Consider the following 26,680-nt stretch of genomic DNA (forward strand, 5'->3'; position numbering starts at 1 on the left):
CATGACCAAGAATTTGACCAGAAATGTCCTGGCATATGGTGCAGCAATATTGCCATTGCTCGGACTGGTTGCACCAGGCGCGGAGGCACGCGAACGCAAGGCCGACGTGGCTCCCTATCTCGAGGTGCAGCAAGTGCTGGTGGCGGACCTGAAGGACGGCAGCGACGTGCTGACCTACACTTCGGTGGCTGCCGGGATCGAAACCTCGATCCAGACCCGGGGTGCCGAAGCGCAAGTCAATTTGCGCTACGAGCGGCGGTTTTTCTATCAGGACAATCTTGGCGACGACGATGTCATTACCGGGTTGGCGCGCGGCGGTCTGCAGATCGTGCCCAATGTTCTTTCGCTCGAAGCAGGCGGCCTTGCCACCCGGAGCAGGGTGGACCTGCGCGGCGAGGCACCCTCGAACAATGTCGGGAATATCGACAATGTCACCCAGGTCTATTCCGTCTACGCCGGCCCCAACCTGTCGACCAACGTTGGAGCGCTGGACGTCAATGCCAATTATCGGCTCGGATATACCAAGGTCGAGAACAAGACGAGCGGTGCTTTGCCGCCCGGACAGGTTCCGATCGATGTATTCGATGACAGCGTAAGCCATTCTGCCAGTGCCAGCGTCGGTATGCAGCCCGGCGACCTGCCGTTCGGCTGGTCCGTTGGCGGCGGCTGGGAGCGCGAGGATGCGGGTCAGCTTGACCAGCGCTATGAAGGCAAATATGCGCGCGCCGACGTGACCGTGCCGGTGTCGCCAACTCTGGCGCTCGTCGGCGGTGTCGGCTACGAAGACATCGAGATTTCCGAACGCGATGCAGTCCGCGACGGGAATGGCGATCCGATTGTCGGCGACGATGGTCGTCTCGTGACGGATGAAGCCTCGCCGCGGTTGCTGTCCTATGATCAGGACGGCATCATCTGGGATGCAGGGGTGATGTGGCGCCCGAGCCGCCGCACCTCGCTGGAAGCGCGATTTGGCCAGCGCTATGGCAGCGAGACCTATTATGGCAGCTTTAGCTATCAGCCCAATCAGGCGACGGCACTGAATATTTCGGTCTACGACACGGTGTCCGGCTTCGGCAATTTGCTCAATGACAATCTCGCCAGCCTTGGCACCAGCTTCACCAGCACCCGCAATCCGCTGAGCGGGGAGCTGAACGGCTGCGCCTTCGGTGCGACGAGCGGCTTGTGCTTCAACGACATCCTGCAATCCGCAGCATCGTCCTCGTTCCGCGCCCGCGGTGTCAACGGACAGCTGACCTACAGCAAGGGGGGCTGGGATACCGGCGTGGGCGTAGGTTATTCCCGCCGGCGCTTCTTTGCATCACAGCTTGGCGCGGTTTCCGCGGTCGATGGTCTGGTCGACGAAAATTACTATGCGGTTCTTACCGTCGGTCGCGACCTGGACACCTACTCGAGCTTCGACGCGAACGTTTACGCCAATCTGCTCGATAGCGGTTTTGCCGATGCGCCAAACGTCCTCGGCGTTGGTGCGAACGCGGCCTATTATCGCCAGATTTTGCCTGGCCTTCAGGGTACGGCCGCGGTCGGGCTGGACAGCTACCAGCAGGACGGTTTCGACAGCGAGCTTACCGCTTCCGCTCTGTTGGGGCTCAGATATGATTTTTAAAGGCATTATCCCCGTTGATGATCGGAGTTACGCGTATGTATGAGACTTTTTATGGACTGAACGGCCGGCCCTTCCAGCTGACCCCGGATCCCCACTTCTATTTCGAGAGCCTGACCCACCGCAAGGCGCTGTCCTATCTGGGTTATGGCCTGGCACAGGGAGAAGGGTTCATCGTCATCACGGGAGATGTCGGTGCGGGCAAGACCACGCTGGTCAGCCATCTTATGGCAACGATCGACAAGGCGCGTCTGACGGCGGCGAACATTGTCACGACCAAGCTCGACAGCGAAGATATTGTGCGGGTGGCTGCCAATCATTTTGATATCGATACCGACCATATGGACAAGGCACAGTTGCTGAGCGCGTTCGAGGAATTTCTCCACGCCGAGGCCCGCGCCGGCCGGCGTTGCCTGCTGATCGTCGACGAATCCCAGAATTTGCCCGCAGGAGCGCTGGAAGAATTGCGCATGCTGTCAAATTTTCAGCTCGGCGGTCAGGCTCTGTTGCAGATATTCCTGCTCGGCCAGCCTGAATTCCGAGACATGTTGCAGACATCCAACCAGCTGGAACAATTGCGCCAGCGGGTGATCGCACATCACCATCTCGAACCGATGAGCCCGGAGGAAGTCGAACCCTATGTTACGCATCGCCTGTCCAAGAGTGGCTGGTCGGGACGCCCCAAGATCACTTCGGGGGTATTCCGGACGCTGTTTGCGGAAACCGATGGCGTTCCCCGCAAGATCAACGCGTTGATGAGCCGGATATTGCTGATGGGATCGATCGAACATGCCGAGATGATCGACCAGACCATGGTGGCGCGGGTACTGGCCGACCTGAACGGTGAGGATGTCGAAATCGCTGCTCCGCCAGCCCCGTCAACGGAGATCAAAAGTCCGCTGATGGAAAAGCCGAGAAAATCCAGTGATACGGGTTCGTTCGCGATGCCGGAACAGACGGCTCGCGATGTCGATCCCGAGCCTGTGCAAAAGCCGGTCGCGGATACGGAGGTGGTCAATCTGCACGATACCCCGCCGTCGCTGCAGTCGCGGGAAGAAACGCAGGAGCCGGAAATATCCGACCGTCAAGATACGGAGGCACATCCCGCCCCGCGGCCCGCTCCAGGATCGGTCGCCACTGCCCAGATGGCGATGATCGCGAAGCGGTTGTCAGCGCTGGAAACCCGGATGGACGGGCAGGAAGAAAATCTCCACCGCGTCTTGACGATGCTGGTGGAATGGGTCGAGAGCGATGTGCGAAGCAAGGAAAGCTATGTCAATGCAGGACGCGCGGCCTGAAGCCTTTGGCACGGCCGGACAGGCGGATGGTTTGCTCAACGGCATGTCCGTCGACATCGAGGACTGGTTTCAGGTCGGCGCCTTTGAGACCGTCATCGACCGTGCCGATTGGGACAAGCTGAACCAGCGCGTCGAACGCAACACCGATGCGGTGCTTCGGCTGTTCGAGGAAGCAGGGATCAAGGCGACATTTTTCATCCTCGGCTGGGTGGCGGAGCGCTACCCCGCGTTGATGCAACGCATCGTGGCGGCGGGGCACGAGATTGCCAATCATGGTTATGATCATGCCCGCGTGCACACGCTTTCGGCCGACCAGTTTCGGGCCGACCTTGATCGCAGCCGGAAACTTCTTGAGGATTCGTCTGGCCAAAAGGTTGTCGGCTACCGCGCGCCCAGTTTCTCGATCGATCAGCGCACGCCATGGGCCCACGCCATATTGGCGGAGCAGGGCTATGCCTACTCGTCCAGCGTCGCGCCCATCAACCACGATCATTATGGCTGGGCCGGTTCGCCAAGATTTGCCTGGAAGCCGGTGGCCGGGTCCAACCTTGTGGAACTGCCGGTGACGACCGTGAAGTTCGGCAACCGGATACTGGCCGCAGGTGGTGGAGGGTTTTTCCGCTTGCTGCCCTATTCGCTCTACAAGCAGTCGATCCGCAAGATGCAGCGCGAGGACCAGCGGGGGGCAATCTTCTATTTCCATCCATGGGAAATCGATCCCGACCAACCGCGTGTCGGCAACGCTCCGCTCCGGTCGAAGCTCCGGCACTATACCAACATGAAGCACATGCGCGCGAAACTGCTGCGGGCAGGGCGGGATTTCAGATGGACCCGGGTGGATGAACTGGCAGCGCTGGAAGCGGGGGTACAGCAATGAACATCCCCTTCAAGCCGAAGGCCATGACGGTTCGCGTTCTGGAGCATGCGGAAAGCAATGAACTGGCGCGCATCGAATCCTATGTAGCATCCGCCGAGCAGGGAACCGCATTTCACCGACCCGCCTGGGTACTTTCGGTCAGCAAGGCGTGCGGCCACGAGTGGCGCTATCTGCTGGCAGAGAGCGAGAGCGGGGATTTGCAGGGCCTGGTGCCTCTGCACCTGATTCACTCGCCCCTGTTTGGCCGGGCACTGGTGTCGTCGGGTTTTGCCGTCGGCGGCGGTATTCTGGGAACCAGCGAGCAGGCCATTCATGTGCTGTCGGAGGAAGTCTGGAGATTTGCCGAGCGCTACAGTTTCCCGAGCGTGGAACTGCGGGGTGGCGACGTGTCCGGCACAGGGTGGCAGGACATAGAGGGCGTCTATGCAGGATTTGTAAAGCCGCTGGCGGATGACGACGAAAGCCAGCTGCTTGCGATACCGCGCAAGCAGCGGGCGGAAATCCGCAAGGGCTTGGCCAACGATCTGACCGTTCGCATTGGCAGCGGTTCGCAGGATCGTGCCGACCATTATGCGGTTTACGCCGAGAGCGTCCGCAATCTTGGCACACCCGTTTTCCCGAAGCGCCTGTTCGACGAAGTGCTGGATGGGTTCGGCAACGATGCGGACATTTTGACGGTGCTGCACGAAGGCAAGCCGCTGGCCAGCGCACTCAGTCTTTATCACAAGCAGGTGGTGATGCCTTACTGGGGCGGGGGCACCTGGGATGCGCGCCGCTATCGGGCCAATGACATCATGTATTATGCGCTGATGAATCACGCACGGCAACGGGGGTGCCGCTCGTTCGATTTCGGGCGGTCGAAATATGGAACAGGCGCCTTTTCGTTCAAGAAGAACTGGGGTTTTGAACCGGAGCCGCTGAGCTATGCCACGCGCACGGCGGATGGCGAAATGCCCCGCGATGTCAATCCGATGAGCCCGAAATACAGGGCGCAGGTCGCGCTGTGGCAGCGCTTGCCGTTGCCGATCGCCAACCGGATCGGGCCGATGATTGCCAAGGGTCTTGGCTGATGGGCGAGATTCTGTTTCTGGCGCACCGCGTGCCTTGGCCACCGGACCGGGGCGACAAGATACGATCGCACCATTTCCTGCAGAAGCTGATGGATTGCGCACCGGTGCATGTTGCCTGCTTTGCGGAGGATGATGCGGAACGGCGGGTTGGATGGACGCGCAAAGGCGAGCTGGCGTCCTGCGCCATCCTGCCGCGGAAGAAGCCGCAATGGCGGGCAGGGATCGAAGCGCTGGTCTCGGGAAAGCCGGTATCGCTCACCGCCTTCGAAAGCGCAGCGCTCCGCGATCATGTCAGCGACATTCTTGCGAATCGGCCCGTGGAGTGTATTTTCATATTTTCGGGACAGATGGCGCAGTTCGTCCCGGCGGATTTTGCCGGCCGGGTGGTGATGGATTTTGCGGATGTCGATAGCGCCAAGTTCGAAAGCTATGCGGAGCAAGGAGCCGGGCCGATGACCTGGATCCATCGCCGGGAAGGGCGCTTGCTGCGCGCCTTCGAGAAGGCGGTGGCCGAGCGGGCTGACCACAGCCTGTTTGTCAGCGAAGCCGAGGCGGCGCTGTTTCGCGCGCGCTCCGGTTTGACCGATGATAGCATCAAGGCCGTCGGCAACGGAATAGATCTGGAATTTTACGCCGCTGCGGCTGTCGAAGCCGAAGAGGCGGTACCCGGGAGGCCGCTGATCCTGTTTACCGGCCAGATGGACTATCCGCCCAATGTCCAGGCGGTGCAGAGCTTCTCCGATGCAGCAATGCCGGACATATTGTCGCATTTCCCCGATGCGCGCTTTGCCATTGTGGGACGCGCTCCTTCGGCAACGGTGAGGCAGCTCGACGGCCGCAACGGAACGGTGGTAATCGGCCCGGTCGAGGATATCCGTCGCTGGATCAAGGCCGCCGATATCGTCGTTGCGCCGCTGCGGATTGCCAGAGGCATCCAGAACAAGGTGCTGGAAGCGATGGCCATGGCGAAGCCCGTCGTGGCCTCGGCCTGTGCTGCAGAAGGTATTGATGCCGTAGACGGCGAGCATTTCCTGATCGCCGGATCGGTGGTGCACGAAGCCCGGCTGGTGTGTGACCTGCTCGGCGATCCCGCGCGGGCGGCACGGCTAGGGGCGCAGGCACAGACCCTCATTCAGGATCAATATTCCTGGGACAACCAGCTTGCCCGGCTACCGGACCTCTGCGGTTTCCCGACGGTGCGGATTGCGGAGGCAGCGGAATGACGAGCGCGACGGCCGATCCGGCCGGCAGCCGGTTGCGGCCGCTGGCGATGGGCTCGCAGTGGTCCCTCCATCTGAAATGGCTGGGGCTATCCGCGCTCGCGATACTTGCGATATTCTGGCGCGATGCAGCGGACATGGTCCGGACATGGTGGACCGTGTCGACCTATAACCATTGCCTGCTGATCGTGCCGATCCTTTTCTGGCTGGTGCAGCAACGGCGGGATGAGCTGGTCAAGCTGACACCGATATTGTGGATGCCCGGCCTGGTCTGGATCGGGCTGGCGTCGCTGGGATGGCTGCTGGGCGAAGCTGCCGGTGTTGCCTTTGCGCGCCAGCTCGGGCTGCTGATGATGTTGCAGGGCGCGGTGGTAACCCTGCTCGGTCCGACGGTTGCGCGCGGGCTGGTCTTTCCGCTCGGCTTCAGTTTCTTTCTGGTGCCGTTCGGCGAGGAATTCGTGCCGTTTCTGCAGATGGTCACGGCCAAATTGTCGATGGTGTTTCTGGGCTGGGCCAATATTCCGGCGTTCATCGACGGCATCTTCATATCAACCCCGACCGGCTATTTCCGGGTCGCCGAGGCCTGTTCGGGGATCAAGTTTCTGATCGCCATGCTCGCCTATGGCGCGCTGGTCAGCAATGTCTGCTTTCAGGCCTGGAACCGCCGGATCCTTTTCATGCTGGCCGCGGTGTTGGTGCCGGTGATTGCCAATGGCATCCGCGCCTTCGGCACCATCTATATCGCGCATCATACGACGCTCGATTTCGCCGCGGGCTTTGATCATATTCTGTACGGCTGGTTCTTCTTCGCCTTCGTCCTGATCCTGGTGATGGCCATCGGCTGGCCGTTTTTTGATCGGAGTATCGACGACCGGATGATCGACGGGGATGCATTGCGCGACGGTGCCTATCGCCCACGGACCAGCTACAAAGCTTCTGCCGTGCTGACTGCCATGAGCGCGATCATTCTCGTCCCAGTGCTCTGGACCTCGGTTCTGGCTGCGCAGGAATCGCCGGTTCCGGACCAGATCCGGCTGCCGGAAGTTGCTGGCTGGGAGCGCGTGGACTACAAACCTCTCTACCCCTGGCAGCCCCGATTTGACGGTGCCAGTCACCAGCTGCTTGGCCGCTACCGGGACCAGGCGACGGGTCGGGAAATTGATCTCGCGATTGCGGTCTACGACCGGCAGGCGGAGGGCCGCGAGATTGTCGGCTATGGGCAGGGTGCGCTTGCGGCGGATTCTGGCTGGTCCCGCAACCGGTCGGTCGAAGCGCCCGAAGGGGCTGCCGCCGTGGAGCTGATCGCGCCCGGCCCGGTCACGCGTGAGGTGCTTTCGTTCTACCGGATCGGCGGCAAACTGACGGGCAGCGAGTCGGTCGTGAAGCTGCAGACCTTGAAGAACAATCTTCTCGGCGGTTCGCAACAGGCGGTCGCGATACTGGTGTCTGCCGAACGGAATCGCGAAGGATCGGCGCGCCTCCCGATCGATGCATTTATCGCTGACCTCGGACCGGTCGACAAATTGGCTGACGCGATGGCCGGGCTGCGCTAGGGCGCCCCTATGTGCGGTATTGCAGGTATTTTTCATTTGGAGACGGCCAAGCCGGTCGATCCCGATCGCCTGCGCAAGATGACCGACAGCCTGAGCCACCGCGGGCCGGACGGATCAGGGCTGTGGACCGCCGCGGGCGTCGGGCTCGGTCACCGGCGGCTTTCGATCATCGATCTGGAAGGCGGCGCGCAGCCCATGCTGACGGCCGACAAGGCACAGGTGCTCAGCTTCAATGGCGAAATCTACAATTTCCTGGAAGTGCGTGCCGAGCTGGAGCGGCTTGGGCACCAGTTCCAGACCGATAGCGACAGCGAGGTCATTCTCTATGCCTGGCGGCAATGGGGCGTGGATTGTCTTGAGCGGCTGAATGGCATGTTCGCGTTCGCGCTTTATGACCAGCGTTCGCGCCAGCTTTTTCTGGCCCGCGACCGGCTGGGAGTGAAGCCGCTATTCTATGCGCCGGTATCCGATGGCAGCATCCTGTTCGCATCGGAGCTGAAGGGATTGCTGGCCAATCCGCTGCTGCGCCGCGAACCCAGTCTCCGGGCGGTCGATGACTATCTCGCATTCGGCTATGTGCCGGATCACCGATCGCTGCTGAAGGGCGTCAAGAAACTGGCTGCCGGTCATTATCTGCTGCTCGAGCAGGGCAAGCCGGAGCCCGATCCGGTGCAATATTGGGACATGGACTTCAGCCAGCGGCACCGTGCATCGGCTGGCGCGCTGGAGGAAGAGCTGGTCGAGCTGCTGAAGCAGGCGGTCGGCTCTCGGATGATCGCGGACGTGCCGCTGGGCGCTTTTCTCTCCGGTGGTGTCGACAGCAGCGCGGTGGTCGCGCTGATGGCCGAAAACAGCCGCCGTCCGGTCAAGACCTGCTCGATCGGCTTTGACCAGCAGTCGCTGGACGAGACCGGCTATGCCCGGCAGGTGGCGGAGCGCTTTCGGACCGAGCATAGCCAGCGGACGGTGGCAGCGGATGATTTCGGGCTGATCGACACGCTCGCCGACCATTTCGACGAACCCTTTGCCGATGCATCGGCGCTACCCACGTTCCGGGTGTGCGAGTTAGCGCGCGAGACGGTTACGGTGGCACTGTCCGGCGACGGGGCGGACGAGGCGATGGCCGGCTATCGGCGGCATGTCTTCCACCATGCCGAGGAGCGGGTGAGGGGGCTGCTGCCGCAATCCTTCCGCGGCCCCGCCTTCGGCTGGCTGGGGTCGGTCTATCCCAAGGCGGACTGGGCGCCGCGGCCGTTTCGTGCCAAATCGACGCTGCTCTCCTTGGCCCGCACCGGTGCCGAAGGCTATGCCGAGGCGGTCGGCGTGACGACACCCGCAGGGCGCGATCGCATCTACTCCGACGCGATGCAGCGTGATCTCGGCGGCTACCGGGCCGAGCAGCGGATAATCGATCTGATGGAAAAGGCGCCGGCGCGCAACGGTCTGGACCAGGCGCAATATGCCGACATGAAGATGTGGCTGCCGGGCGATATCCTGACCAAGGTCGACCGCACCAGCATGGCGGTCGGTCTCGAGGCGCGCGAGCCATTGCTCGACTACAGGCTGATGGAGTTTGCGGCGAAGCTTCCGACCAGCCTGCGGGTGCGCCGGGGGCAGGGGAAATATCTGCTCAAGAAATCGATGGAACAATATCTGCCGGACGACATTCTCTACCGGCCCAAGATGGGCTTTGTGACCCCGATCGCGCAATGGTTTCGCGGGCCGCTGGCCGACAGCGCGCGGGACATTGCCAGCGGCGGCAATCTGGCGCGAACCGGCTGGTTTGACAGCAAGGCCCTGCGCAAGGTCGCGGAGGACCATATCGCCGGGCGTTCCGACAACAGCCGGTTGTTGTGGCAGCTGCTGATGCTAGACAAGTCGCTGAGCCGGTTGTTCGGGCTCTAGTTCCCCGGCGCAGGCCGCAGTCCGGTCGATAGTGCACCAACATTCTGGCCCCCGGCCTGCGCCGGGGAACCACTATTCCGGATAGATCGCTTCGACAAAATAGAGGCCGTCGGGCGGGGCGTTATAGCCGAGGGCGTTCCGGTCCCTAGCCGCCAGTGCATGCTTCAGGTCGACCTTGGACCATTTGCCGGTACCGACCAGTTTCAGGCACCCGACGATCGAGCGGACCTGGTGATGCAGGAACGACCGGGCGGCGACCTCGATTTCTATTTCCTCGCCGAAGCGGCTGACCGAGATGCTGTCGAGCGTCTTGACCGGGCTTTGCGCCTGGCAATGGGCCGAGCGGAAGGTGGTGAAATCATGCTGGCCGGTCAGCGCCTGCGCCGCATTGTGCATGGCTTCGGCATCGAGTGCCGGGGCTATCTGCCAACTGAGGCCGCGGTCAAAGGTCAGCGGCGCGCGGCGGTTGGTGATCTTGTAGAGATAGCGCCGTCCCTCGCAGGCGAAACGGGCGTGCCATTCTTCATCGACAATATCGCAGGCGAGCACCGCTACCGGGTGCGGGCGCAGGCCGGCGTTGATGCCCTCGCGCAGGCGGAACGGGGTCAGCTTTGTCTCGAGATCGAAATGCGCCCGCATCGCCAGCGCATGGACGCCGGCGTCGGTCCGCCCGGCAGCAAAAACCCGGGTATCCTGACCGGTGATTTTCTGGATCGCCTGTTCCACCGCCTGCTGGACGCTGGGGCCGTGGTCCTGATGCTGCCAGCCCATGAAGGGTCGCCCGTCATATTCCAGTGTCAGCGCGAAGCGGGTCATGACAGCACCGTGCCGACGGGGATTTTCGTGCCGTTGAGAAAGGAACTCAGGTCCATGGCGGGCTTCCCGGCCTTCTGGATCATCGTCGGCCGGATCGCGCCGGTGCCGCAGGCGATCAGCAGCTGTTCGTCCAGCAGGCTGCCGGCAGCCCCTTTCCCCTCTTCGATCATCGCTTCGAGTATCCGGTACCGATTCCCCTGATATTCGAAAAAGGCGCCCGGTTGAGGATTGAACGCCCGGATCTGGCGCTCCACCTGTTCAGCGGCGACGGCGAAATCGAGGCGCGCTTCCTGCTTCTCGATCTTCTTCGCATAGGTGGCCAGCGCATCGTCCTGCGCTTCGCCGGCAAAGTCGGACCGCGATGCCAGATATTGCACCATCAGCCGGGCACCGGTGACGGCCAGTTCGTCGGTCAGGTCTCCTGCGGTCTTGCTGTCGACGGGGGTGGAGGCCTTGAGCAGCATCGGGCCGGTATCCAGGCCCGCTTCCATCTGCATGATCGTAATGCCGGTTTCATCGTCGCCCGCGAGAATCGCGCGCTGCACCGGCGCGGCACCGCGCCATCGGGGAAGGAGCGAGCCGTGGATGTTCAGGCATCCCATTTCGGGGGCGACCAGAATGGCCTGCGGCAGGATCAGGCCATAGGCCGCGACCACGGCGGCATCGAGATCGAGCGCGGCGAAGGCGGATTGCTCGGCTTCATCCCTCAGCGATACCGGCGTCCGTACCTCCAAGCCGAGCGTTTCGGCCAGCTGCTGGACGGGCGAGGAGGTCAGTTTCTTGCCGCGGCCGGCGGGTCGGGGCGGCTGCGAGTAGACCGCAACAATTTCATGTCCCGCATCATGCAGCGCTTGCAGCGCCGGAACGGCGAAATCGGGCGTGCCCATGAAGGCGATACGCAGGGGTTTCGTGGCGGACGTCATAAATAAACTTTCACAGGGTCACACAGGGTCACACCCCCCAAACGGGAAACAGATTCTCCGGATCGGGGGTTATCCCGTCACATGATTATGCTGTTTTCCTCAAAAATTGGATCAGACACTGGCATGACCGGGACAATATCGATTCCGCCGGATGTAGGACAGCGATTTTCTGCTTTGCAGGTTAGTCCGGCTGCTCCTAATGATATAGCCATGGCATCGCAAGAGATCGAAAATCTGGTTCAGGCCCTCGCCAAGCTTCCCGGCCTTGGACCGCGTTCGGCGCGGCGGGCGGTGCTCTATCTTCTGAAGCGTCCGGATTCGGCGATGAAGCCGATTCTCGCTGCGATGACCAAGGTCGACGAGCGGCTCGTCATCTGCAGCATCTGCGGCAATGTCGATACCCAGGATCCCTGCCAGATATGCACTGATCCGCGCAGGGATGAGAAGTCCCTGTGCGTGGTCGAAGAGGTGTCGGATCTGTGGGCGCTCGACAAATCGCGTCTGTTCCCGGGCAAATTTCATGTACTTGGCGGAAAATTATCGGCACTTGACGGTGTCCGGCCCGAAGATATCGGAATCGACAGTTTGATCCGCCGGGTCGAGGCTGGCGGCATCGACGAGGTCGTTCTGGCGATGAATGCAACGCTCGAGGGACAAACCACCGCGCATTATATCGCCGAGCGGCTTGAACATTTTCCGCTACGGCTCAGCCAGCTGTCGCATGGCATACCCGTCGGCGGCGAGCTGGACTATCTTGATGAAGGCACTCTCGCACAGGCGCTGCGATCACGGCGACCGGTCCAGCACGACTGAATTTTCGTCGCTCCCAAATGATGACAATTAAGACACACTAGGCCAAAAACCGTTACATTGACGCGCTTTTTGGCTTTCCAATGTGCCATCTCGGGTTATCCATAGAGTACATAAAAAGAAGTTTTCAGGAGAGCATGTTATGAAACTGGCGTTGAACCTATCCGCGTGCGCGTTTGCGCTGGCCGCAATCGCGACCGCCCCCGTTTATGCACAGACACAATCTGATACGGCTGATCAGGCTGGCGGAAGCGACGAGACGGTCGACAGCAATATCATTGTCGTGACCGCACAGGGACGCTCGCAGGCATTGTCCGACGTTCCTATAGCCGTCTCCGCCATCGGCGCCGAGCAGCTGCAGCAAAGCGGCGCGAGCGATATTCGCGAGCTGAACCAGCTCGCACCGTCACTGCTCGTATCCTCGACCGGCAACGAAGCCAACGGCTCGGCCCGTATCCGCGGCATTGGTACCGTCGGCGACAACCCCGGGCTGGAAAGCTCGGTCGCCGTCTTTATCGACGGGGTCTACCGTTCGCGCAGCGGCAACGCCCTCAGCGAACTCGGTCCAATCGAACGCGTCGAGGTTCTTCGCGGTCCGCAGGGCACGCTGGGCGGACGCAACTCCTCTGCCGGCATGATCAGCATCACCACCGCTGGCCCCGAATTCGAGTTCGGCGGCTATGGCGCCGCAACCTATGGCAATTATGACCAGATCCGTCTGGAAGGTGGCATAACCGGCCCGCTCAGCGACACGATCGCCGCGCGCATCGATGGCGTCTACCTGAAGCGCGACGGCTTCTACAATGACGTCGTGAACGGCACCGATGTCAACAACAAGGACCGCTATCTGGTCCGTGGCCAGTTCTTGTTCGAGCCCAATGATGGCCTGAGCATCCGGGTTGCCGGCGACTATTCCAAGAAGGATGAATCCTGCTGTGCCGCCACCTTTGTGCAGCCGAGTTTGCCCAGCAGGCACGGGTGAGCCCTGGGCTTGATCCGTTTGCGCTCCCGCAGCCTGGCGCGCCCGCGCTGACCGATCCGGCAAACCCGATCATTCCGGTCCTGCTTGGTCTTGGCCAGAACCCGGCCGCTCTCAACCAGAGCACGTTCAACCGTAACATCTATGTCAGCCCCGGCCGGACCTATGCGGGCGAGACGGAAGATTTCGGTGCATCCGTGGAAGTCAATGCCGAGATCGGCACGATGAACCTGACCTCGATCACCGGCTACCGGGAATATTCCAACTTCCAGGCATCGGATACCGACTATACCCAGGTCGACATTCTCTATCGTGCGCCGACCGAAAATGCCGGTGCCCGCGAGTTCAAGACCTTCACGCAGGAACTGCGGCTGCAGGGTTCGGCATTCGATGACAAGCTCGACTGGCTGATCGGCGGTTTCTATGCCAATGAAAAGCTGGAAACCCGTGATAATCTGCGGTTCGGCACACAATATGGTGCTTTCGCGCCTTGCCGCATCGTCAACGCCGTCAATCCGGCGCTAGCTTCGCCGACCAGCACCGGATGTCTGAGTGCCGGTGGCCGGGCTGCATTGCAGGCAGCCAATGGCGGTGCCGGCGCCTTTGGCGCGGCCACCCCGCTGATCTTTGCCGGGCTGGATAATCTCGCCACGGTCAATGACAGGGGCACCATTCTCGATACCTACAATCAGGATAGCGAGAATTTCGCCTTTTTCACCCACAACATCTTCCACATCTCGGATCGGCTCGATCTGACCCTGGGTCTGCGCTACACGAATGAAACCAAGGACTTCAATGCGGCCTTCACCAACGACAACACGGCATGCCCGACGCAGCGCGCGCTGTTCACGCCGCTGCTCGGTGGTCCGCTCAATGGATTGGCAGCTGGTCTGATCGGTCTGGCCTGCCAGGGCAATTCGACCTCGGAACTGGACGGCGTCACGCTGAACGACAGCCGGAGCGAGAGCGAATTTACCGGTACCGCCATCCTGTCCTTCAAGCCGACCGATGATTTGCTGCTCTACGGCAGCTATTCGCGCGGCTACAAGGCGGGCGGCTTCAACCTCGACCGGTCGGCATTGACCAGTTCCACCTTGGGCAATCCAGCCTTGACCGGAGATACTGCCAATCTGCAGTTTGATCCCGAAACCGTGGACGCGTTTGAAATTGGCGCAAAATACTCGACCCGGGAATTTTCGCTGAGCGTTGCGGCCTTCCGGCAGCAGTTCCAGAACTTCCAGCTGAACACGTTCAACGGTTCGGTGTTCCTGGTCCAGAATATCAATGGTTGCAGCGATGATCTGGGCGGAGCCGATCGCGACGCAAGCGGCGCCACCGGCAACTGCGCTGCGGACAATGTCAAATATGGCGTTGTCGCTCAGGGTGTCGAACTGGAAGCGTCGATCAATCCGGTCAATTATGTCAACGTCACTATGGGCCTGACCTATACCGACACCAGCTATGAAAATGATCTGGTCGGCCGGGACACCGGCGCCGCCCTGGATCCGGCGTTGCGTCTGCTGCCGGGCGACAACCTGTCCAACGCACCGGAAATCACCGCGACTGCGTCGCTGTCCTACACGCCGCCACTGGGCGACACCGGTCTGACCGGACTGTTCTATGTCAACGCACGGACAACCAGCGACTACAATACCGGCTCGGACTTGCTGTACGGCAAGGAACAGGACGGGTTCACGCTGGTCAACGCACGGATCGGTGTCCGCGGTCCCGACGACATGTGGGCGATCGAAGGCTGGGCGCAGAATTTGTTTGATGTCGATTATTCGCAGGTCGCGTTCAACACGCCCTTCGTCGCGTCGCAGCAGACCTATTCGGCGTTCCTGGCAGAGCCAAGAACCTATGGCATCACGGTGCGCGGACGCTTCTAGAGCCAGCCTCGCATAGCAATCACGACAAGGCGTGCGGTCCGCCGGGACCGCACGCCTTTTTCTTTGGGGGCCGCCGGCGCGTCGCTGCTTGACGAATCCCGGCGGAATCCCTAAATTTGGGCCATGGCCATATTACCGATCCTCGAGGTGCCTGATCCGCGCCTGAAAACCGTGTCCGAACCCGTGACGGTGTTTGACGACGAACTGAAAACGCTGGTCCAGGACATGTTCGACACCATGTACGACGCGCCGGGCATCGGCCTGGCCGCGATTCAGGTCGGCGTGCCCAAGCGCATTCTGGTGATCGACCTGCAGGAACCGGCGCCGCACGAGCATGAGCATGGCGAACATTGCGACCATGATCATGGCGTGATCAATGACCCGCTTGTGTTCATCAATCCCGAGATTCTGGATCCGTCGGAGGACCTGAACATCTACAGCGAGGGCTGCCTTTCGGTCCCTGACCAATATGCCGAGGTCGAGCGTCCGGCGACGATCACCGCGCGCTGGCAGGACGTCGACGGCAAGCAATATGAAGAACAGATCGACGGCCTGCTGGCGACCTGCCTGCAGCACGAGATGGACCATCTCGAGGGGATATTGTTCATCGACCATCTGTCGCGGCTGAAACGGCAGATGGTGCTGAAAAAGCTGGCCAAGCTGCGCAAGGAGCACGGCATCGCGGCCTGAGGTAGCGGCGGTATTTCTCGGCGTATCACCGAGTCCTTTTATGAGGGTGACTATCGGCTGTGCCATTCTTGCTCGCTGATGCCAGCGATGCTGAACCATCGCCACTACCCCTTGAATCTCCTTCTCTGAAGAGGAAGGCCGGTGATCGCCTGACACGCTTCCCAGCCACACTCTCCCTTCTCCCGTGAGGGAGAAGGATGCGAAGACTTGCGAACTTGTTCGTTAGTCGCAGCTGGATGAGGGTGTTCTGCGCTTCGAAGCGCAGAACACCCTCATCCAACGCCGCCTAATTCGCTACGCTCATAAGGCTCTGTATCCTTCTCCCTCACGGGAGAAGGGTAAGGCGATCGAAGTGGTTGGCCGCGCTGCGCGCGCAATGACGGCTGCGGGGACATAGGACGAGTATTGCCTATTCCCGAAAACGCTTCTAGGTTCTCTTTTCGTTCTTATCAAAAAGAGACTCATTTTGGACCCCATCATCGCCACCGTCGCCATCGTCATCGCTCTACTGGGTGGTCTGGCGCTCGGATGGTTTATTGGCGGAAAACCGGCCAAGGATGCCGCCCAGGCGACCCGGGATGCGGTGCAGTCGGCCAAGGAGGCCGCGCAGGCGACCGATGCCTTGCGGATCACGCTGGACGGTGTCCGCGACGAGCGCGATGCGGCGAAGACCGAACTGGCGGCGCTGCAGGCCGATGCGCGCAATCATGAAAAGCAGATGCAGCAATTGCTCGAGGCGAAAGAGGCGCTGTCGGCGCAATTTTCCGAGATTGGCGCGAAGATGCTGGAAACCGCGCAGCGGCAGTTTCTCGAGCGCGCCGACCAGCGCTTTGACCAGGCGAACGAGAAGGGCGGCGAGAAGATCGCCAAATTGCTGCAGCCAGTACATGAGCGCCTCGCGACCTATGAAGCCTCGATCACCAAGATCGAGAAGGAGCGGACCGAATCCTATGCCGGGATCACCGCCACCATCGAACAGGTCCGGCAGGGGCAGGACCGGGTGCAGCAGGAAGCGGCGCGGCTGGTCAACAGCCTGCGCAACGCCCCCAAGTCGCGCGGCCGCTGGGGCGAGCAGCAGCTGAAGAATGTGCTCGAAAGCTGCGGATTGTCCGAACATACCGATTTTGTCACCGAGCAGAGCATCGATACCGAAGACGGGCGGCTGCGGCCTGATGCGGTGATCAACGTGCCCGGCGGGCGCAAGCTGGTGATCGATGCCAAGGTGTCACTCAACGACTATCAGGACGCCTTTGAAGCCGAGGACGAGGCAGCGCGCAGCTTTGCCATGGCCCGCCACTGCAATTCGATGAAAGCGCATATCGATGGCCTGTCGAAAAAGGCCTATTGGGACCAGTTCGAAAACGCGCCCGATTATGTGATCATGTTCGTACCCGGCGAACATTTCCTCGCCGCGGCGCTGGAACATGAACCGACCTTGTGGGACCATGCGTTCGAGAAGAAGGTGCTGCTGGCGACACCGACCAATCTGGTCGCGATCGCGCGGACCGTCGCCGGCGTCTGGCGGCAGGAGAAAATGGCGGCGGAAGCCAAGCAGATCGGGCAGCTCGGCAAGGAAATGTATGACCGGCTTGCGGTTGCCGGCGAACATCTGAAACGCATGGGCTCGGGCCTCGGCAGCGCGGTCGGCAACTACAACAAGTTCGTCGGCAGCTTTGAGCGCAATGTCATGGCCACCGGCCGCAAGTTCGCCGAACTGCAGATCGAGACCGGCAAGAAGGAACTGGAGCCCGTGCCGGAGATCGAGGCGCTGCCGCGCTACAGCGATTCAGTAACCGACCAGCTGATCGCCGATGATCGGCCGATCAGCGACGAGGCAGCGGAATAGCCATCAGGGCGGGCTGCCGGCGGCTTCGGTAACGGTGCCACCGCAGCCGTTCAGCGTACCCACTTCGCTCGCCTCGACCTTGACCGTGTCGGCGTAGCTGCGGTCGCTCATGCCATCGCTGCATTGCTTGTTGCTGGTGATATGGACGTTGATATTGTCCTTGTCGGAAAAGCCGCGCACTTCCCAGCCGGTGGCGGTTTTCTTCATCCGCTCCACCGGCAGCTTGAACTCCTTGCCATTCTGCGAGGTGAAGGCAATTTCCTCGCCCTTGATCTCGACCAGCCAGCCGGGCTCGGTGCCAAGGGCCGTGTAGTCGCCCAGTTTCTCCTCGGCCACCGGCGGTGCGGCGGCTTCTTCGCAGGCGGTGAGCGTCAGCAAGGCAAGCGATGACAATGCGATTGTTTTTTTCATGATTTCCCCCTCCGCGCCGAAGCTACCATAGAGAAGGCGGTAACGGCAAATTATCTGTGGCGGTTCTGGTTCAGCACTTCATAGGCCATCACCGACGCGGCGACGGCGGCGTTGAGGCTGTCGGCCTTGCCCATCATCGGCATCTTGACTAGCGTGTCGCAGGCGGCCTCGTATTCTTCCGGCAAGCCCTGCGCCTCGTTGCCGACCACCAGGAAGGTCGGTGCCTTGTACTGGACCGACTGATAATCCTTGTCGGTGTTGAGGCTGGTGCCGACCAGTTCGCCCGGACCGCTGCGCAGCCATTCGAGGAAATCCGGCCAGCGGGCCTGGCTGATTGTCTGGGTGAAGATGGCGCCCATGCTGGCGCGCACCGCCTCGACCGAAAAGGGGTCGACGCAATCGTCGATCAGGATCAGGCCGCCGGCGCCGACTGCATCGCCCGTTCTCAGGATCGTGCCGAGATTGCCGGGATCGCGCAGCGCCTGCGCGACCAGCCAGATATTCGCGGCGGAGCGGTCGAGCGCGTCCAGCGGGACAGGATGGTCGGGGTAGATTCCGATAATCGACTGCGGGTTGGACTTGCCGGACAGCTTGGCGATGATCGCTTCGCTGGTCTCGATGACGTCGCCGCCGCCGGCGAGCGTCGCGGCCTCTATCTTTTGGGCGAGGGGATGCAGTTCGCTATCCTCGACCACCACGAGTATCTTGGGTGTCCGGCCGCTGTCCAGGGCCTCGGTCAATATTCTCAGGCCCTCGGCCAGGAACAGGCCCTCGCGCTTGCGGTGCTTTTTTTCGCGCAGGCTTCGGAGCCGCTTGATCGTCGGGTTGGAAAAGCCGGTAATCTGGTGGCGCATGGATTCAGTCTTCACCGAAGCCGTCGACGACCAGACCGGTCAGTTTCTCGAGCGCGCTTTCCGCCTGCTCGCCGGTCACGATGATCTCGACGCTGTCACCTTTCGCGGCGCCGAGCATCATCAGGCCCATGATGGATGTGCCCGTGACCTCGCTGCCGTCCTTTGCGACCCGGACGTCCACGCCCGCGGGCAATTTGCTGACATAGGTGACAAATTTCGCGCTGGCTCTTGCATGCAGGCCGCGGCTGTTGGTGATCATCACTGTCTTGCGAAGTTCGTTCACGCGTCGCTTCCCAATATTTCCGAGGCAACGCTGATATATTTCTGGCCGGCTTCCTTGGCAGCGGCGATTGCGGACACGATGTCCATCGACTTGCGGGCGCCATCGAGACGAATGAGCATCGGCAGGTTGACGCCGGCAATAACCTCGACCTTGCCTCTCTCCAGCAGTGAAATGGCGAGATTGGAGGGTGTGCCGCCAAACAGGTCCGTCAGAATGATGACGCCTTCGCCGGAATCGACCTTGGTGACGCAGTCCGCGATCTCCTTGCGGCGCACCTCCATGTCGTCACGCGCACCGATGCCGATGGCGGCGATCGACTTTTGCGGGCCCACCACATGCTCCATGGCGATGACAAATTCCGTTGCCAGATGCCCGTGTGTCACGAGAACCAATCCAATCATGCCGATTAAATTCCCCTGTTCCCGTTTACTTTTTGCATAGATTCCAGCGCTTCCATTGGCCGCGAAGCCAAATTGCGATGCAGGACATTGGGCGAAAAACCACTGGCACGCAAGTCTTTGCTCAGGCGTTCGGCGACATGGACCGATCTGTGGCGGCCGCCGGTGCAGCCGATGCCGATATTGACATAGGCCTTGCCGGCGTCCTGGTAACGCGGCAGCAGGAACTTGAGCATGTCGAGAATCTTTTCGATGGCTTCGGCATAGGCCGGGTCCCTGCCGATATAATCCGCAACCTCTGTATCCAGTCCGGTCAGCAGCTTGAGCTGGGGTTCCCAGAAGGGGTTGGCAAGGAAACGCACATCGAACAGCAGGTCGATGTTGTTCGGAATACCGCGGGAAAATCCGAAGCTCGTCAGCGTCACCGTGGTGACCGCGTCCTTGTCGAGCGTGAACTGCTGGCGGATCTGGCGCTGCAGGTCGTTGGCGGTGAGGTCGGTGGTATCAATGACATGATCGGCCCAGCGGCGGAACGGGGCCAGCAGGGTGCGTTCCAGCGCGATACCCTGTTTCGCGGGACGATCCAGTGCGAGCGGGTGGCGACGTCGGGTTTCGCCGTAGCGCCGCTCGAGTTCGCCGCCGGCGCAGTCGAGGTAAAGCGTCGAGATCAGATAATCCTGTTTCTTTTGCAGCCGCTTGACGCTCTTGATGAGCTTGTCGGGTTCAAAGCCACGCGTCCGGCTGTCGAAGCCCAGCGCCAGCGGCGAATCGCTGTCGCCGCGGGACATTGATGGTGGCGTGTCGAGCAGCCGCTCAATCAGCCGGAAGGGAAAATTGTCGACCGTTTCCCAGCCGATATCCTCCAGCGTTTTCAGCGCCGTGGATTTGCCTGCTCCGGACAGGCCGCTGACCAGCAGAACCGGCTTGGCAGTCTTCTTCGTCATGATGCCCGGGCGCCATTTCTGATTTGTTGCAATGCCATTTCCGCCTTGATGGGTGCGCTCGATTCCATGGCGGTCAGTGTACAGGCTGGAACCTCTAATCCCAGCAAAATCACGACCTGTCGGTCGAGCGGAAATCGATCAGGCTGCGCCTTCAGGTCAATGACCAGCTTCAATTCCACTCCCGCGACATGATCCAGCTGGCATATCCCGAGCGAGCGAACTTCCATTTTGCCTGCCAGCGATGCAGGCGCGCCGAGCAGCAATCGCTCGCCCTCGCGCACCATTTCCACCTGGTCGTCGGCAACCAGCGTCGCACCCCGGTCGATCAGGCGCAGCGCCAGATCGGACTTGCCGGAGCCGGAGACGCCGCGAATCAGCACGCCGGACCCAGCAATCGCAACGGCCGTTGCATGGAGTGTGGCTTGCTCCTGCCCTGCGACTTCTCCGGTCATGAAGGTGCCTTGGGCAGGCGTATCTCAAAGCACGCCCCCGCTTGTCCTTCGGGCCGGTCCAATATCTCTATTTTCCCTTGGTGACCCTCGACGATCGTCTTCGCGATTGCCAGGCCAAGCCCGCTATGCTTGCCGAACGCTTCCCCTCCGGGGCGGTCGGAATGAAAGCGCTGGAAGACCTGCTGGCGCTGCTCCGCAGCAACGCCCGGTCCCTGATCGGCGATGTGGATGACAATCTCGTCCGCATCCGGCGTCGCAAGAATCTCGACCAGCCCGCCGGGGGGAGAGAAGGAAACGGCGTTGTCCAGAAGGTTGCTGAATACCCGTTCGAGGCGGCCACCGTCTCCCATCACCCTGGCGACATCCTTGGCCGGTCTGGCAAAGGCGATGTGGACGCCGAGATTGGAAGCCCGCTGCTCGCGTGCGGCGAGCAATTGTTCAAGCATCTTGCCGATATCGATCGGTTCAAAGCGCGCCCGGGCCAGTTCGGCATCGACCCGAGAGGCGTCGGAAATATCGTTGATCAGCCGATCAATCCGGCGCACATCGTCGTTGGCGACGTCAAGAAGCTGCTTCTGCAGGCCGGGATCATCGACCCGCTCCAGGCCCTCGAGTGCCGACCGCAGCGAGGCGAGGGGGTTCTTGATTTCATGACTGACGTCCGCGGCGAAGGCCTCGGTGGCGTTGATCCGGTGGCGCAGGGCCGCGCTCATGTCGGAAAGGGCGCGGCTCAGCTGGCCGATTTCATCTCGTCGTCCCGGCATTCTCGGTATCGCAATTTCATCCGAGCGACCCATTCGCACCCGAAAGGCGGCGTGCGCAAGTTTCCGGATTGGCCGGACAATCGTGCGGGCAAGAAATAGCGAGAGCAAGATTGAGACCGCCGCAGCGACCAGAATGACCAGAAGAACGCTGGAGCGTTCCGCTCTCACGATTCGGGTGATATCGCGCGCGTTGGCGGTGAGCAGGATCGATCCGCTGTCGTCTGGCAACGTCTTTCCGGCGACGATGACCGGGGTCCGGTCGGGAGCGAAGCTTACCGAGCTGACGGCGCGCTCGCCGGACCCGGCCGAGCGCAGTTCCTGCCATTGCGCCGCTTTGTCCTCTGGGGGCTCGGCGAAGTCGGAAATAGGTTTGCTGAAAACAACGCTCTCGATCGTGCGGTCGAGAAGACGAGCGGCATCCTTGCGGAGCGGCTCGGTCACCGGGTCGACAAACTCGTATGTCGGATCTGCCAGCGCGAAGCTGTCGATGATCTTCGAACCATCCGGCGCATAGAGCCGCAATCTGGCGTCCAGATGGCTGGAAAACTGACGGATCAGCGCGCTGCGATACTCTATATCGTCAGCCGCGCTGGCGGAGAGGGCATCGGCGATAATCGTCAGCTGCAGTCTAGCCTGAGCCAGCCGTTCCTCGGTGAGGCGGTCCCGGTAATTGTTGAGATAGAACAGCCCGCCCGCCAGCAACGCAATCGCCAGCACGTTGACGACCAGGATTCGGGTCGTCAACGAGAGCCGCGCGGACCAGCGCAGAGAAAGACCGCTTTCCCCCTCGAGGGTGTCGTTATTCGGTGTAGCGATAACCGGCTCCGTACAGTGTATCTATGGCATCAAAGGCGGGATCGACTTCGCGAAATTTCCGCCGCAGCCGCTTGATGTGGCTGTCGATCGTGCGGTCGTCGACATAGACATCATCCTGATAGGCAGCATCCATCAGCTGGTTGCGGCTTTTCACGACTCCCGGGCGGTGCGCCAGGGTCTCCAGGATCATGAATTCGGTCACCGTAAGGGTGACATTCTCACCCTTCCAGTCGACAAGATGCCGCGCCGGATCCATTCGGAGGTGGCCACGCACCAGTGGCTCGGACGTTTCGTCCACCTGTCCTTCGTCAACGGACTTCAGAAATTCCGTCCGGCGCAATATCGAACGGACGCGGGCAATGAGCAGCCGCTGCGAGAATGGTTTCTTGATATAGTCGTCCGCCCCCATCGCCAGACCGAGAGCCTCGTCCAGCTCTTCATCCTTCGATGTCAGGAAGATCACCGGAACGTTCGACTTCTCGCGCACGCGCCGCAGCAGTTCCAGCCCGTCCATCTTCGGCATCTTGATGTCGAACACCGCAAGATCCGGTGGATTTTCCAGAATCGCGTGCAGCGCTGCCTCGCTATCGGAATAGACGCGCGTGACAAAGCCTTCTGCCTGCAATGCAATTGACACCGATGTCAAAATATTGCGGTCATCGTCGACAAGAGCAATATTGGCTGCCATCTTTTCCTGTTCCTTTGCGGCTCGCGCTGGATGTGACCTAGTTTATTGGATAATAGGTTACAAGAGAGCTTGTCGGTAGTAGCTTTGCGCGGAACCGGGTATCCGTCCGGGAGTATAATTTGCAGGACCGTTGGCAAGAAATTTGACCGACTCGACCTGGTTGAGTAAGCGCCATGTCAAATTCGCCGGGTCGGCGCGATCTCAACCTGTTTAGAGCATTAGGGGATTATCAGTGTCACAAGTTTCGTCTGTATCATTAAATGATCAAGGTTTCGCCAATTCAGCCGAGCAGCACTGGAATCTCGGTGCTCCTGCCCTTGTCGAAGCCGCCGTTTCCCGCGGCGAAGGACATTTGGCAAAGGATGGCCCGCTGGTCGTTGAAACCGGCAAGCATACCGGTCGTTCCGCCAACGACAAGTTCATCGTGCGCGATGCAGAAACCGAGGACAGTGTCTGGTGGGGCAAGACAAATGTGAGCATGACTCCGGACCATTTTGCGGCACTGAAGGCGGATTTCCTGTCCGCCTTGGCCGAGCAGGACACATTGTTCGTGCAGGATCTCTTCGGCGGTTCGCAACCCGAGCACCGGGTCAACGTCCGGGTCATCAACGAGCTCGCGTGGCACAATCTGTTCATACGGACGATGCTGGTGCGACCGAAGACCGATGAGCTGGCCGCTTTTGAACCGGAATATACCATTATCGATCTGCCCAGCTTCAAGGCGGATCCCGCCCGTCACGGCACGCGCAGCGAAACCGTCATTGCGGTCAACCTGACCGAGAAGCTGATCCTGATCGGTGGCACCGCCTATGCCGGCGAGATGAAGAAATCCGTGTTCGGCCTGCTCAACTATTTGTTGCCGCTCGATTCGGTAATGCCGATGCACTGCTCGGCGAATATCGGACCGGAAGGCGACACGGCGATTTTCTTCGGCCTCTCGGGCACCGGCAAGACAACCCTGTCGGCCGATGCCAGCCGGGTGCTGATCGGAGATGACGAGCATGGCTGGTCCGATACCGCGGTGTTCAATTTCGAGGGCGGCTGCTACGCCAAGATGATCCGGCTGTCCGAAGAAGCGGAGCCCGAAATTTACGCGACCACCCGGCGGTTCGGCACGGTGCTGGAAAATGTCGTGATGGACATGGACACGCGGGAACTGGATCTCGACGACAACAGCAAGGCTGAAAATACCCGCGGCGCCTATCCCATCGAGTTCATTCCGAACGCGTCGGAAAAGAACATGGGACCGGTGCCCAAGAATATCATCATGCTGACCGCCGATGCCTTCGGCGTTCTGCCTCCGATTTCGCGGCTGACCCCCGAACAGGCGATGTACCATTTCCTGTCCGGCTACACGGCCAAGGTTGCCGGCACCGAAATCGGCGTCACCGAGCCGGAGGCGACCTTCTCGACCTGTTTCGGCGCACCGTTCATGCCGCGCCACCCGTCGGTCTACGGCAATCTCCTGAAAGAGCGCATCGCCAAGGGCGGCGTCCGCTGCTGGCTGGTCAACACCGGCTGGACCGGCGGCAAATATGGCGAAGGCAACCGGATGCCGATCAAGGCGACCCGGGCCCTGCTCAACGCGGCGCTCGACGGCAGCCTCAACGACGGCGAGTTCCGGATCGACGAGAATTTCGGATTTGAGGTGCCGGTATCGGTGCCGGGCGTGGACAGCGGAATTCTTGATCCGCGGTCGACCTGGTCGGACCCGAATGCCTATGACGAAACGGCGCAGAAGCTGGTCAAGCTGTTCATCGACAATTTTGAGCAATTTGCCGAGCATGTCGACCAGAATGTCCGCGAGGCGGCTCCAACCGCAGCCTGATTGGAACGGATTGCCTTGCCGCGATGATCATCCGGTCATCGCGGCGGAGTGTCCTGACGCACGGTTTCCAACATTTTCCGGGTTCCGGAGGGAGTGGCTAATACCCTGCGGCCTGCACGGGCGCGCGAAATGGCGTCGGGCCGCCCGAAATCTGGTCTTTCACGGCATCGCGATAATCGGCAAAGCCCATCGCTGAGCGCCCTGGTATCCAGACAGCCGCCGTCGCGTCGAGGCTTTCGCCGATCCATTGTCCCAGCAGCAGCAATCGCTGGTGGATTTCGGGCAGGTGACCCGCGCTGAGCAGATTTTCGCCAATGGCGACGCCGACGGCAGCGCCTGACGGCATTGTGCCAGCCGGCAAGTGGCTTCTCCCTTCCATCCCCGAAAAATAGGGAACCGCTTCTGCAGCGGTCAGTCGGGAAAGCACGAAGGCCATCGCATCGACAATGACTTCGACCATTTCCAGATTCTGGAATTTGGCCGGATTGACCGATATCCTGTCGCTGGCGGCTTCGCACCACGGGAGGCGGGCAAGATCGAACGAGTCCGACGACGGGGCAATGATCCAAAGCAAGGGACTGGGTTTCATGCGAAAATTCCGCGTGGGATGTGCCGTGTCAGGATTTCCCCGAAAGCTATCAAGGCCCGGCTTGCGGGACAACCGGGATCGGCTGTGCTGGCCGGAAATGACAGACGGAGCGGGTTGGCGCGCCTGATGCGTGACGGTAGTGATCAAAAGATTCGATTGTCAGGCCGACGGGGCGCCGATAACGGTTCCCGCATGACAAACCTGATCCTGTCCGTGCTGATGCTGGCCGGAGCCGCGCTTCTCGCCGGCGGCGTCCATGTGCTGCGCAAGGGCACCAACAAGAAGCAGGGCTGGCTGATGATCCTTGCCGCCGCCGTGATGTTTGCCAATGTCGCGATCGGGTCGATCCCGGTGCCGAACAGCAATCAGCCGGTTGCGCCCGAATCGGGCGACTGACGCTATTTGATCGGCGAATCCGGCGCGAGCCGCATGTCGAGATAATTGTCGATCGATCCCATCAGCAGTTCCATCTCGTTTTCGTAGAAATGGTTGGCCCGGGGAATTTCGTCATGGTGGATGGTGATGTGCTTTTGCGTCCGCAGCTTGTCGACCAGCTTCTGCACCGCGCTGGGGGTCACGACTTCGTCGTTGACGCCCTGGACGATGATTCCGGAGGACGGGCAGGGGGCGAGGAAGTTGAAATCATACATGTTCGCCGGGGGCGAAACGGAAATGAAGCCACGGATTTCGGGACGGCGCATCAGCAACTGCATGCCGATCCAGGCGCCAAAGCTGTAGCCGGCGATCCAGGTGGTCTGCGCTTCGGGGTGGAAGCTCTGCACCCAGTCGAGAGCGGCGGCTGCATCGGACAATTCGCCGATGCCGTTGTCGAACACGCCCTGCGACCGACCGACGCCCCGGAAGTTGAAGCGCAGCGTCGCGAAACCGCGCTTCACGAAGGTCTTGTACATCGCTTGCGTGATGCGGTCGTTCATCGTGCCGCCCGCTTGCGGGTGGGGGTGCAATATCATGGCAACGGGCGCGCGCTCCCGAGGGCCTGGGCTGAAGCGGCCTTCAAGACGGCCTTCGGGTCCGGTAAAAATTACATCTGGCATGGATTTTCAATTCTTCGATCAAAATGAGATTTTCCAGAGCACGAAGATACAGAATAGCTTTTGCGCTGGATGCAGCGCCTATATAGGGTGAGTGACCAAAT

The 26,680-nt window shown here is 61.0% G+C and carries 24 protein-coding genes and 1 pseudogene; 13 read left to right on the forward strand and 12 right to left on the reverse strand.

Going from position 1 to position 26,680, the window contains the following annotated elements; genetic code table 11:
* Window position 1 precedes the first annotated feature (1 nt).
* The 7 genes from V7650_RS11270 to V7650_RS11300 are packed head-to-tail and all read left to right on the forward strand — an operon-like array spanning window position 2 to window position 9,544.
* The gene (locus tag V7650_RS11270; RefSeq protein WP_335656346.1) at window positions 2–1,624 is read left to right on the forward strand and encodes a hypothetical protein; all 1,623 of its coding nucleotides are present in this window, start codon (window positions 2–4) and stop codon (window positions 1,622–1,624) included.
* A gap of 35 nt (window positions 1,625–1,659) precedes the next feature.
* Window positions 1,660–2,919, forward strand: a complete 1,260-nt coding sequence (locus V7650_RS11275; RefSeq protein ID WP_335656347.1) for an XrtA/PEP-CTERM system-associated ATPase — start codon at window positions 1,660–1,662, stop codon at window positions 2,917–2,919.
* Window positions 2,900–3,796, forward strand: coding sequence for an XrtA system polysaccharide deacetylase (locus tag V7650_RS11280; RefSeq protein ID WP_442955288.1), 897 nt, complete (start codon window positions 2,900–2,902; stop codon window positions 3,794–3,796). Before V7650_RS11275 ends, V7650_RS11280 begins: the two co-directional genes overlap by 20 nt.
* Window positions 3,793–4,866 (forward strand): FemAB family XrtA/PEP-CTERM system-associated protein, encoded by a 1,074-nt coding sequence (locus V7650_RS11285; RefSeq protein WP_335656349.1) that lies wholly within the window; start codon window positions 3,793–3,795, stop codon window positions 4,864–4,866. The genes V7650_RS11280 and V7650_RS11285 overlap by 4 nt, the downstream gene beginning before the upstream one ends.
* Window positions 4,863–6,089: a TIGR03087 family PEP-CTERM/XrtA system glycosyltransferase gene (locus V7650_RS11290; protein ID WP_442955289.1), complete on the forward strand. Its 1,227-nt coding sequence runs from the start codon at window positions 4,863–4,865 to the stop codon at window positions 6,087–6,089. The genes V7650_RS11285 and V7650_RS11290 overlap by 4 nt, the downstream gene beginning before the upstream one ends.
* Window positions 6,086–7,639 (forward strand): exosortase A, encoded by a 1,554-nt coding sequence (gene xrtA / locus V7650_RS11295; protein ID WP_335656351.1) that lies wholly within the window; start codon window positions 6,086–6,088, stop codon window positions 7,637–7,639. The genes V7650_RS11290 and xrtA overlap by 4 nt, the downstream gene beginning before the upstream one ends.
* A 9-nt stretch (window positions 7,640–7,648) precedes the next feature.
* Complete coding sequence (locus V7650_RS11300; protein WP_335656352.1) at window positions 7,649–9,544, forward strand: XrtA/PEP-CTERM system amidotransferase; 1,896 nt, start codon at window positions 7,649–7,651, stop codon at window positions 9,542–9,544.
* 72 nt (window positions 9,545–9,616) lie between these two features.
* On the opposite strand, the gene truA is transcribed toward V7650_RS11300, so the two are convergent.
* Window positions 9,617–10,360 (reverse strand): tRNA pseudouridine(38-40) synthase TruA, encoded by a 744-nt coding sequence (truA, locus tag V7650_RS11305; protein WP_335656353.1) that lies wholly within the window; start codon window positions 10,358–10,360, stop codon window positions 9,617–9,619.
* Window positions 10,357–11,262: a methionyl-tRNA formyltransferase gene (gene fmt, locus V7650_RS11310; protein ID WP_335656497.1), complete on the reverse strand. Its 906-nt coding sequence runs from the start codon at window positions 11,260–11,262 to the stop codon at window positions 10,357–10,359. The genes truA and fmt overlap by 4 nt, the downstream gene beginning before the upstream one ends.
* A gap of 231 nt (window positions 11,263–11,493) precedes the next feature.
* Between fmt and recR the strand changes: the two genes are divergently transcribed.
* From recR to rmuC, 4 genes and pseudogenes are all read left to right on the forward strand, one after another.
* Window positions 11,494–12,096, forward strand: coding sequence for a recombination mediator RecR (gene recR, locus V7650_RS11315; protein WP_335656354.1), 603 nt, complete (start codon window positions 11,494–11,496; stop codon window positions 12,094–12,096).
* Window positions 12,097–12,235: 139 nt separating this feature from the next.
* Window positions 12,236–14,961 (forward strand): annotated as a pseudogene (locus tag V7650_RS11320) (TonB-dependent receptor).
* Window positions 14,962–15,084: 123 nt separating this feature from the next.
* Entirely contained in the window at window positions 15,085–15,651 is a 567-nt protein-coding gene (gene def / locus V7650_RS11325) for a peptide deformylase (RefSeq protein WP_335656355.1), read from the forward strand.
* A 466-nt stretch (window positions 15,652–16,117) separates the two neighbouring features.
* Window positions 16,118–17,497, forward strand: a complete 1,380-nt coding sequence (gene rmuC / locus V7650_RS11330; protein WP_335656356.1) for a DNA recombination protein RmuC — start codon at window positions 16,118–16,120, stop codon at window positions 17,495–17,497.
* 3 nt (window positions 17,498–17,500) lie between these two features.
* On the opposite strand, the gene V7650_RS11335 is transcribed toward rmuC, so the two are convergent.
* Genes V7650_RS11335 through V7650_RS11370 form a run of 8 tightly spaced genes read right to left on the reverse strand, consistent with a single transcriptional unit; the run spans window position 17,501 to window position 23,107 of the window.
* Entirely contained in the window at window positions 17,501–17,908 is a 408-nt protein-coding gene (locus tag V7650_RS11335) for a COG3650 family protein (protein ID WP_335656357.1), read from the reverse strand.
* A gap of 50 nt (window positions 17,909–17,958) precedes the next feature.
* Window positions 17,959–18,762 carry a TrmH family RNA methyltransferase gene (locus V7650_RS11340; RefSeq protein WP_335656358.1) on the reverse strand — a complete coding sequence of 268 codons (804 nt, stop codon included), beginning with the start codon at window positions 18,760–18,762 and terminating at the stop codon, window positions 17,959–17,961.
* Between the two features lie 4 nt (window positions 18,763–18,766).
* Window positions 18,767–19,045: an HPr family phosphocarrier protein gene (locus tag V7650_RS11345; protein WP_335656359.1), complete on the reverse strand. Its 279-nt coding sequence runs from the start codon at window positions 19,043–19,045 to the stop codon at window positions 18,767–18,769.
* Window positions 19,042–19,446 (reverse strand): PTS sugar transporter subunit IIA, encoded by a 405-nt coding sequence (locus tag V7650_RS11350; RefSeq protein ID WP_335656360.1) that lies wholly within the window; start codon window positions 19,444–19,446, stop codon window positions 19,042–19,044. Before V7650_RS11350 ends, V7650_RS11345 begins: the two co-directional genes overlap by 4 nt.
* Before the next feature lie 5 nt (window positions 19,447–19,451).
* On the reverse strand, window positions 19,452–20,387 hold the full coding sequence (rapZ, locus tag V7650_RS11355) for an RNase adapter RapZ (RefSeq protein WP_335656361.1): 936 nt from the start codon (window positions 20,385–20,387) through the stop codon (window positions 19,452–19,454).
* Window positions 20,384–20,839, reverse strand: coding sequence for an HPr kinase/phosphorylase (locus V7650_RS11360; protein WP_335656362.1), 456 nt, complete (start codon window positions 20,837–20,839; stop codon window positions 20,384–20,386). The genes rapZ and V7650_RS11360 overlap by 4 nt, the downstream gene beginning before the upstream one ends.
* Window positions 20,836–22,419 carry an ATP-binding protein gene (locus V7650_RS11365; RefSeq protein ID WP_442955290.1) on the reverse strand — a complete coding sequence of 528 codons (1,584 nt, stop codon included), beginning with the start codon at window positions 22,417–22,419 and terminating at the stop codon, window positions 20,836–20,838. The genes V7650_RS11360 and V7650_RS11365 overlap by 4 nt, the downstream gene beginning before the upstream one ends.
* Window positions 22,403–23,107 carry a response regulator transcription factor gene (locus tag V7650_RS11370; protein WP_335656364.1) on the reverse strand — a complete coding sequence of 235 codons (705 nt, stop codon included), beginning with the start codon at window positions 23,105–23,107 and terminating at the stop codon, window positions 22,403–22,405. The genes V7650_RS11365 and V7650_RS11370 overlap by 17 nt, the downstream gene beginning before the upstream one ends.
* 232 nt (window positions 23,108–23,339) lie before the next feature.
* Here V7650_RS11370 and V7650_RS11375 point away from each other — a divergent pair, with 232 nt between their 5' ends.
* Complete coding sequence (locus V7650_RS11375; RefSeq protein WP_335656365.1) at window positions 23,340–24,935, forward strand: phosphoenolpyruvate carboxykinase; 1,596 nt, start codon at window positions 23,340–23,342, stop codon at window positions 24,933–24,935.
* Between the two features lie 97 nt (window positions 24,936–25,032).
* On the opposite strand, the gene V7650_RS11380 is transcribed toward V7650_RS11375, so the two are convergent.
* Complete coding sequence (locus tag V7650_RS11380; protein ID WP_335656366.1) at window positions 25,033–25,524, reverse strand: hypothetical protein; 492 nt, start codon at window positions 25,522–25,524, stop codon at window positions 25,033–25,035.
* A 192-nt stretch (window positions 25,525–25,716) separates the two neighbouring features.
* Here V7650_RS11380 and V7650_RS11385 point away from each other — a divergent pair, with 192 nt between their 5' ends.
* The gene (locus tag V7650_RS11385) at window positions 25,717–25,920 is read left to right on the forward strand and encodes a hypothetical protein (protein WP_335656367.1); all 204 of its coding nucleotides are present in this window, start codon (window positions 25,717–25,719) and stop codon (window positions 25,918–25,920) included.
* A gap of 2 nt (window positions 25,921–25,922) precedes the next feature.
* On the opposite strand, the gene V7650_RS11390 is transcribed toward V7650_RS11385, so the two are convergent.
* Window positions 25,923–26,579: an alpha/beta hydrolase gene (locus V7650_RS11390; RefSeq protein ID WP_335656368.1), complete on the reverse strand. Its 657-nt coding sequence runs from the start codon at window positions 26,577–26,579 to the stop codon at window positions 25,923–25,925.
* Window positions 26,580–26,680 lie beyond the last annotated feature (101 nt).

The sequence above is a fragment of the Parasphingorhabdus sp. genome, assembly GCF_036964565.1.
Classification (GTDB): Bacteria; Pseudomonadota; Alphaproteobacteria; order Sphingomonadales; family Sphingomonadaceae; genus Parasphingorhabdus.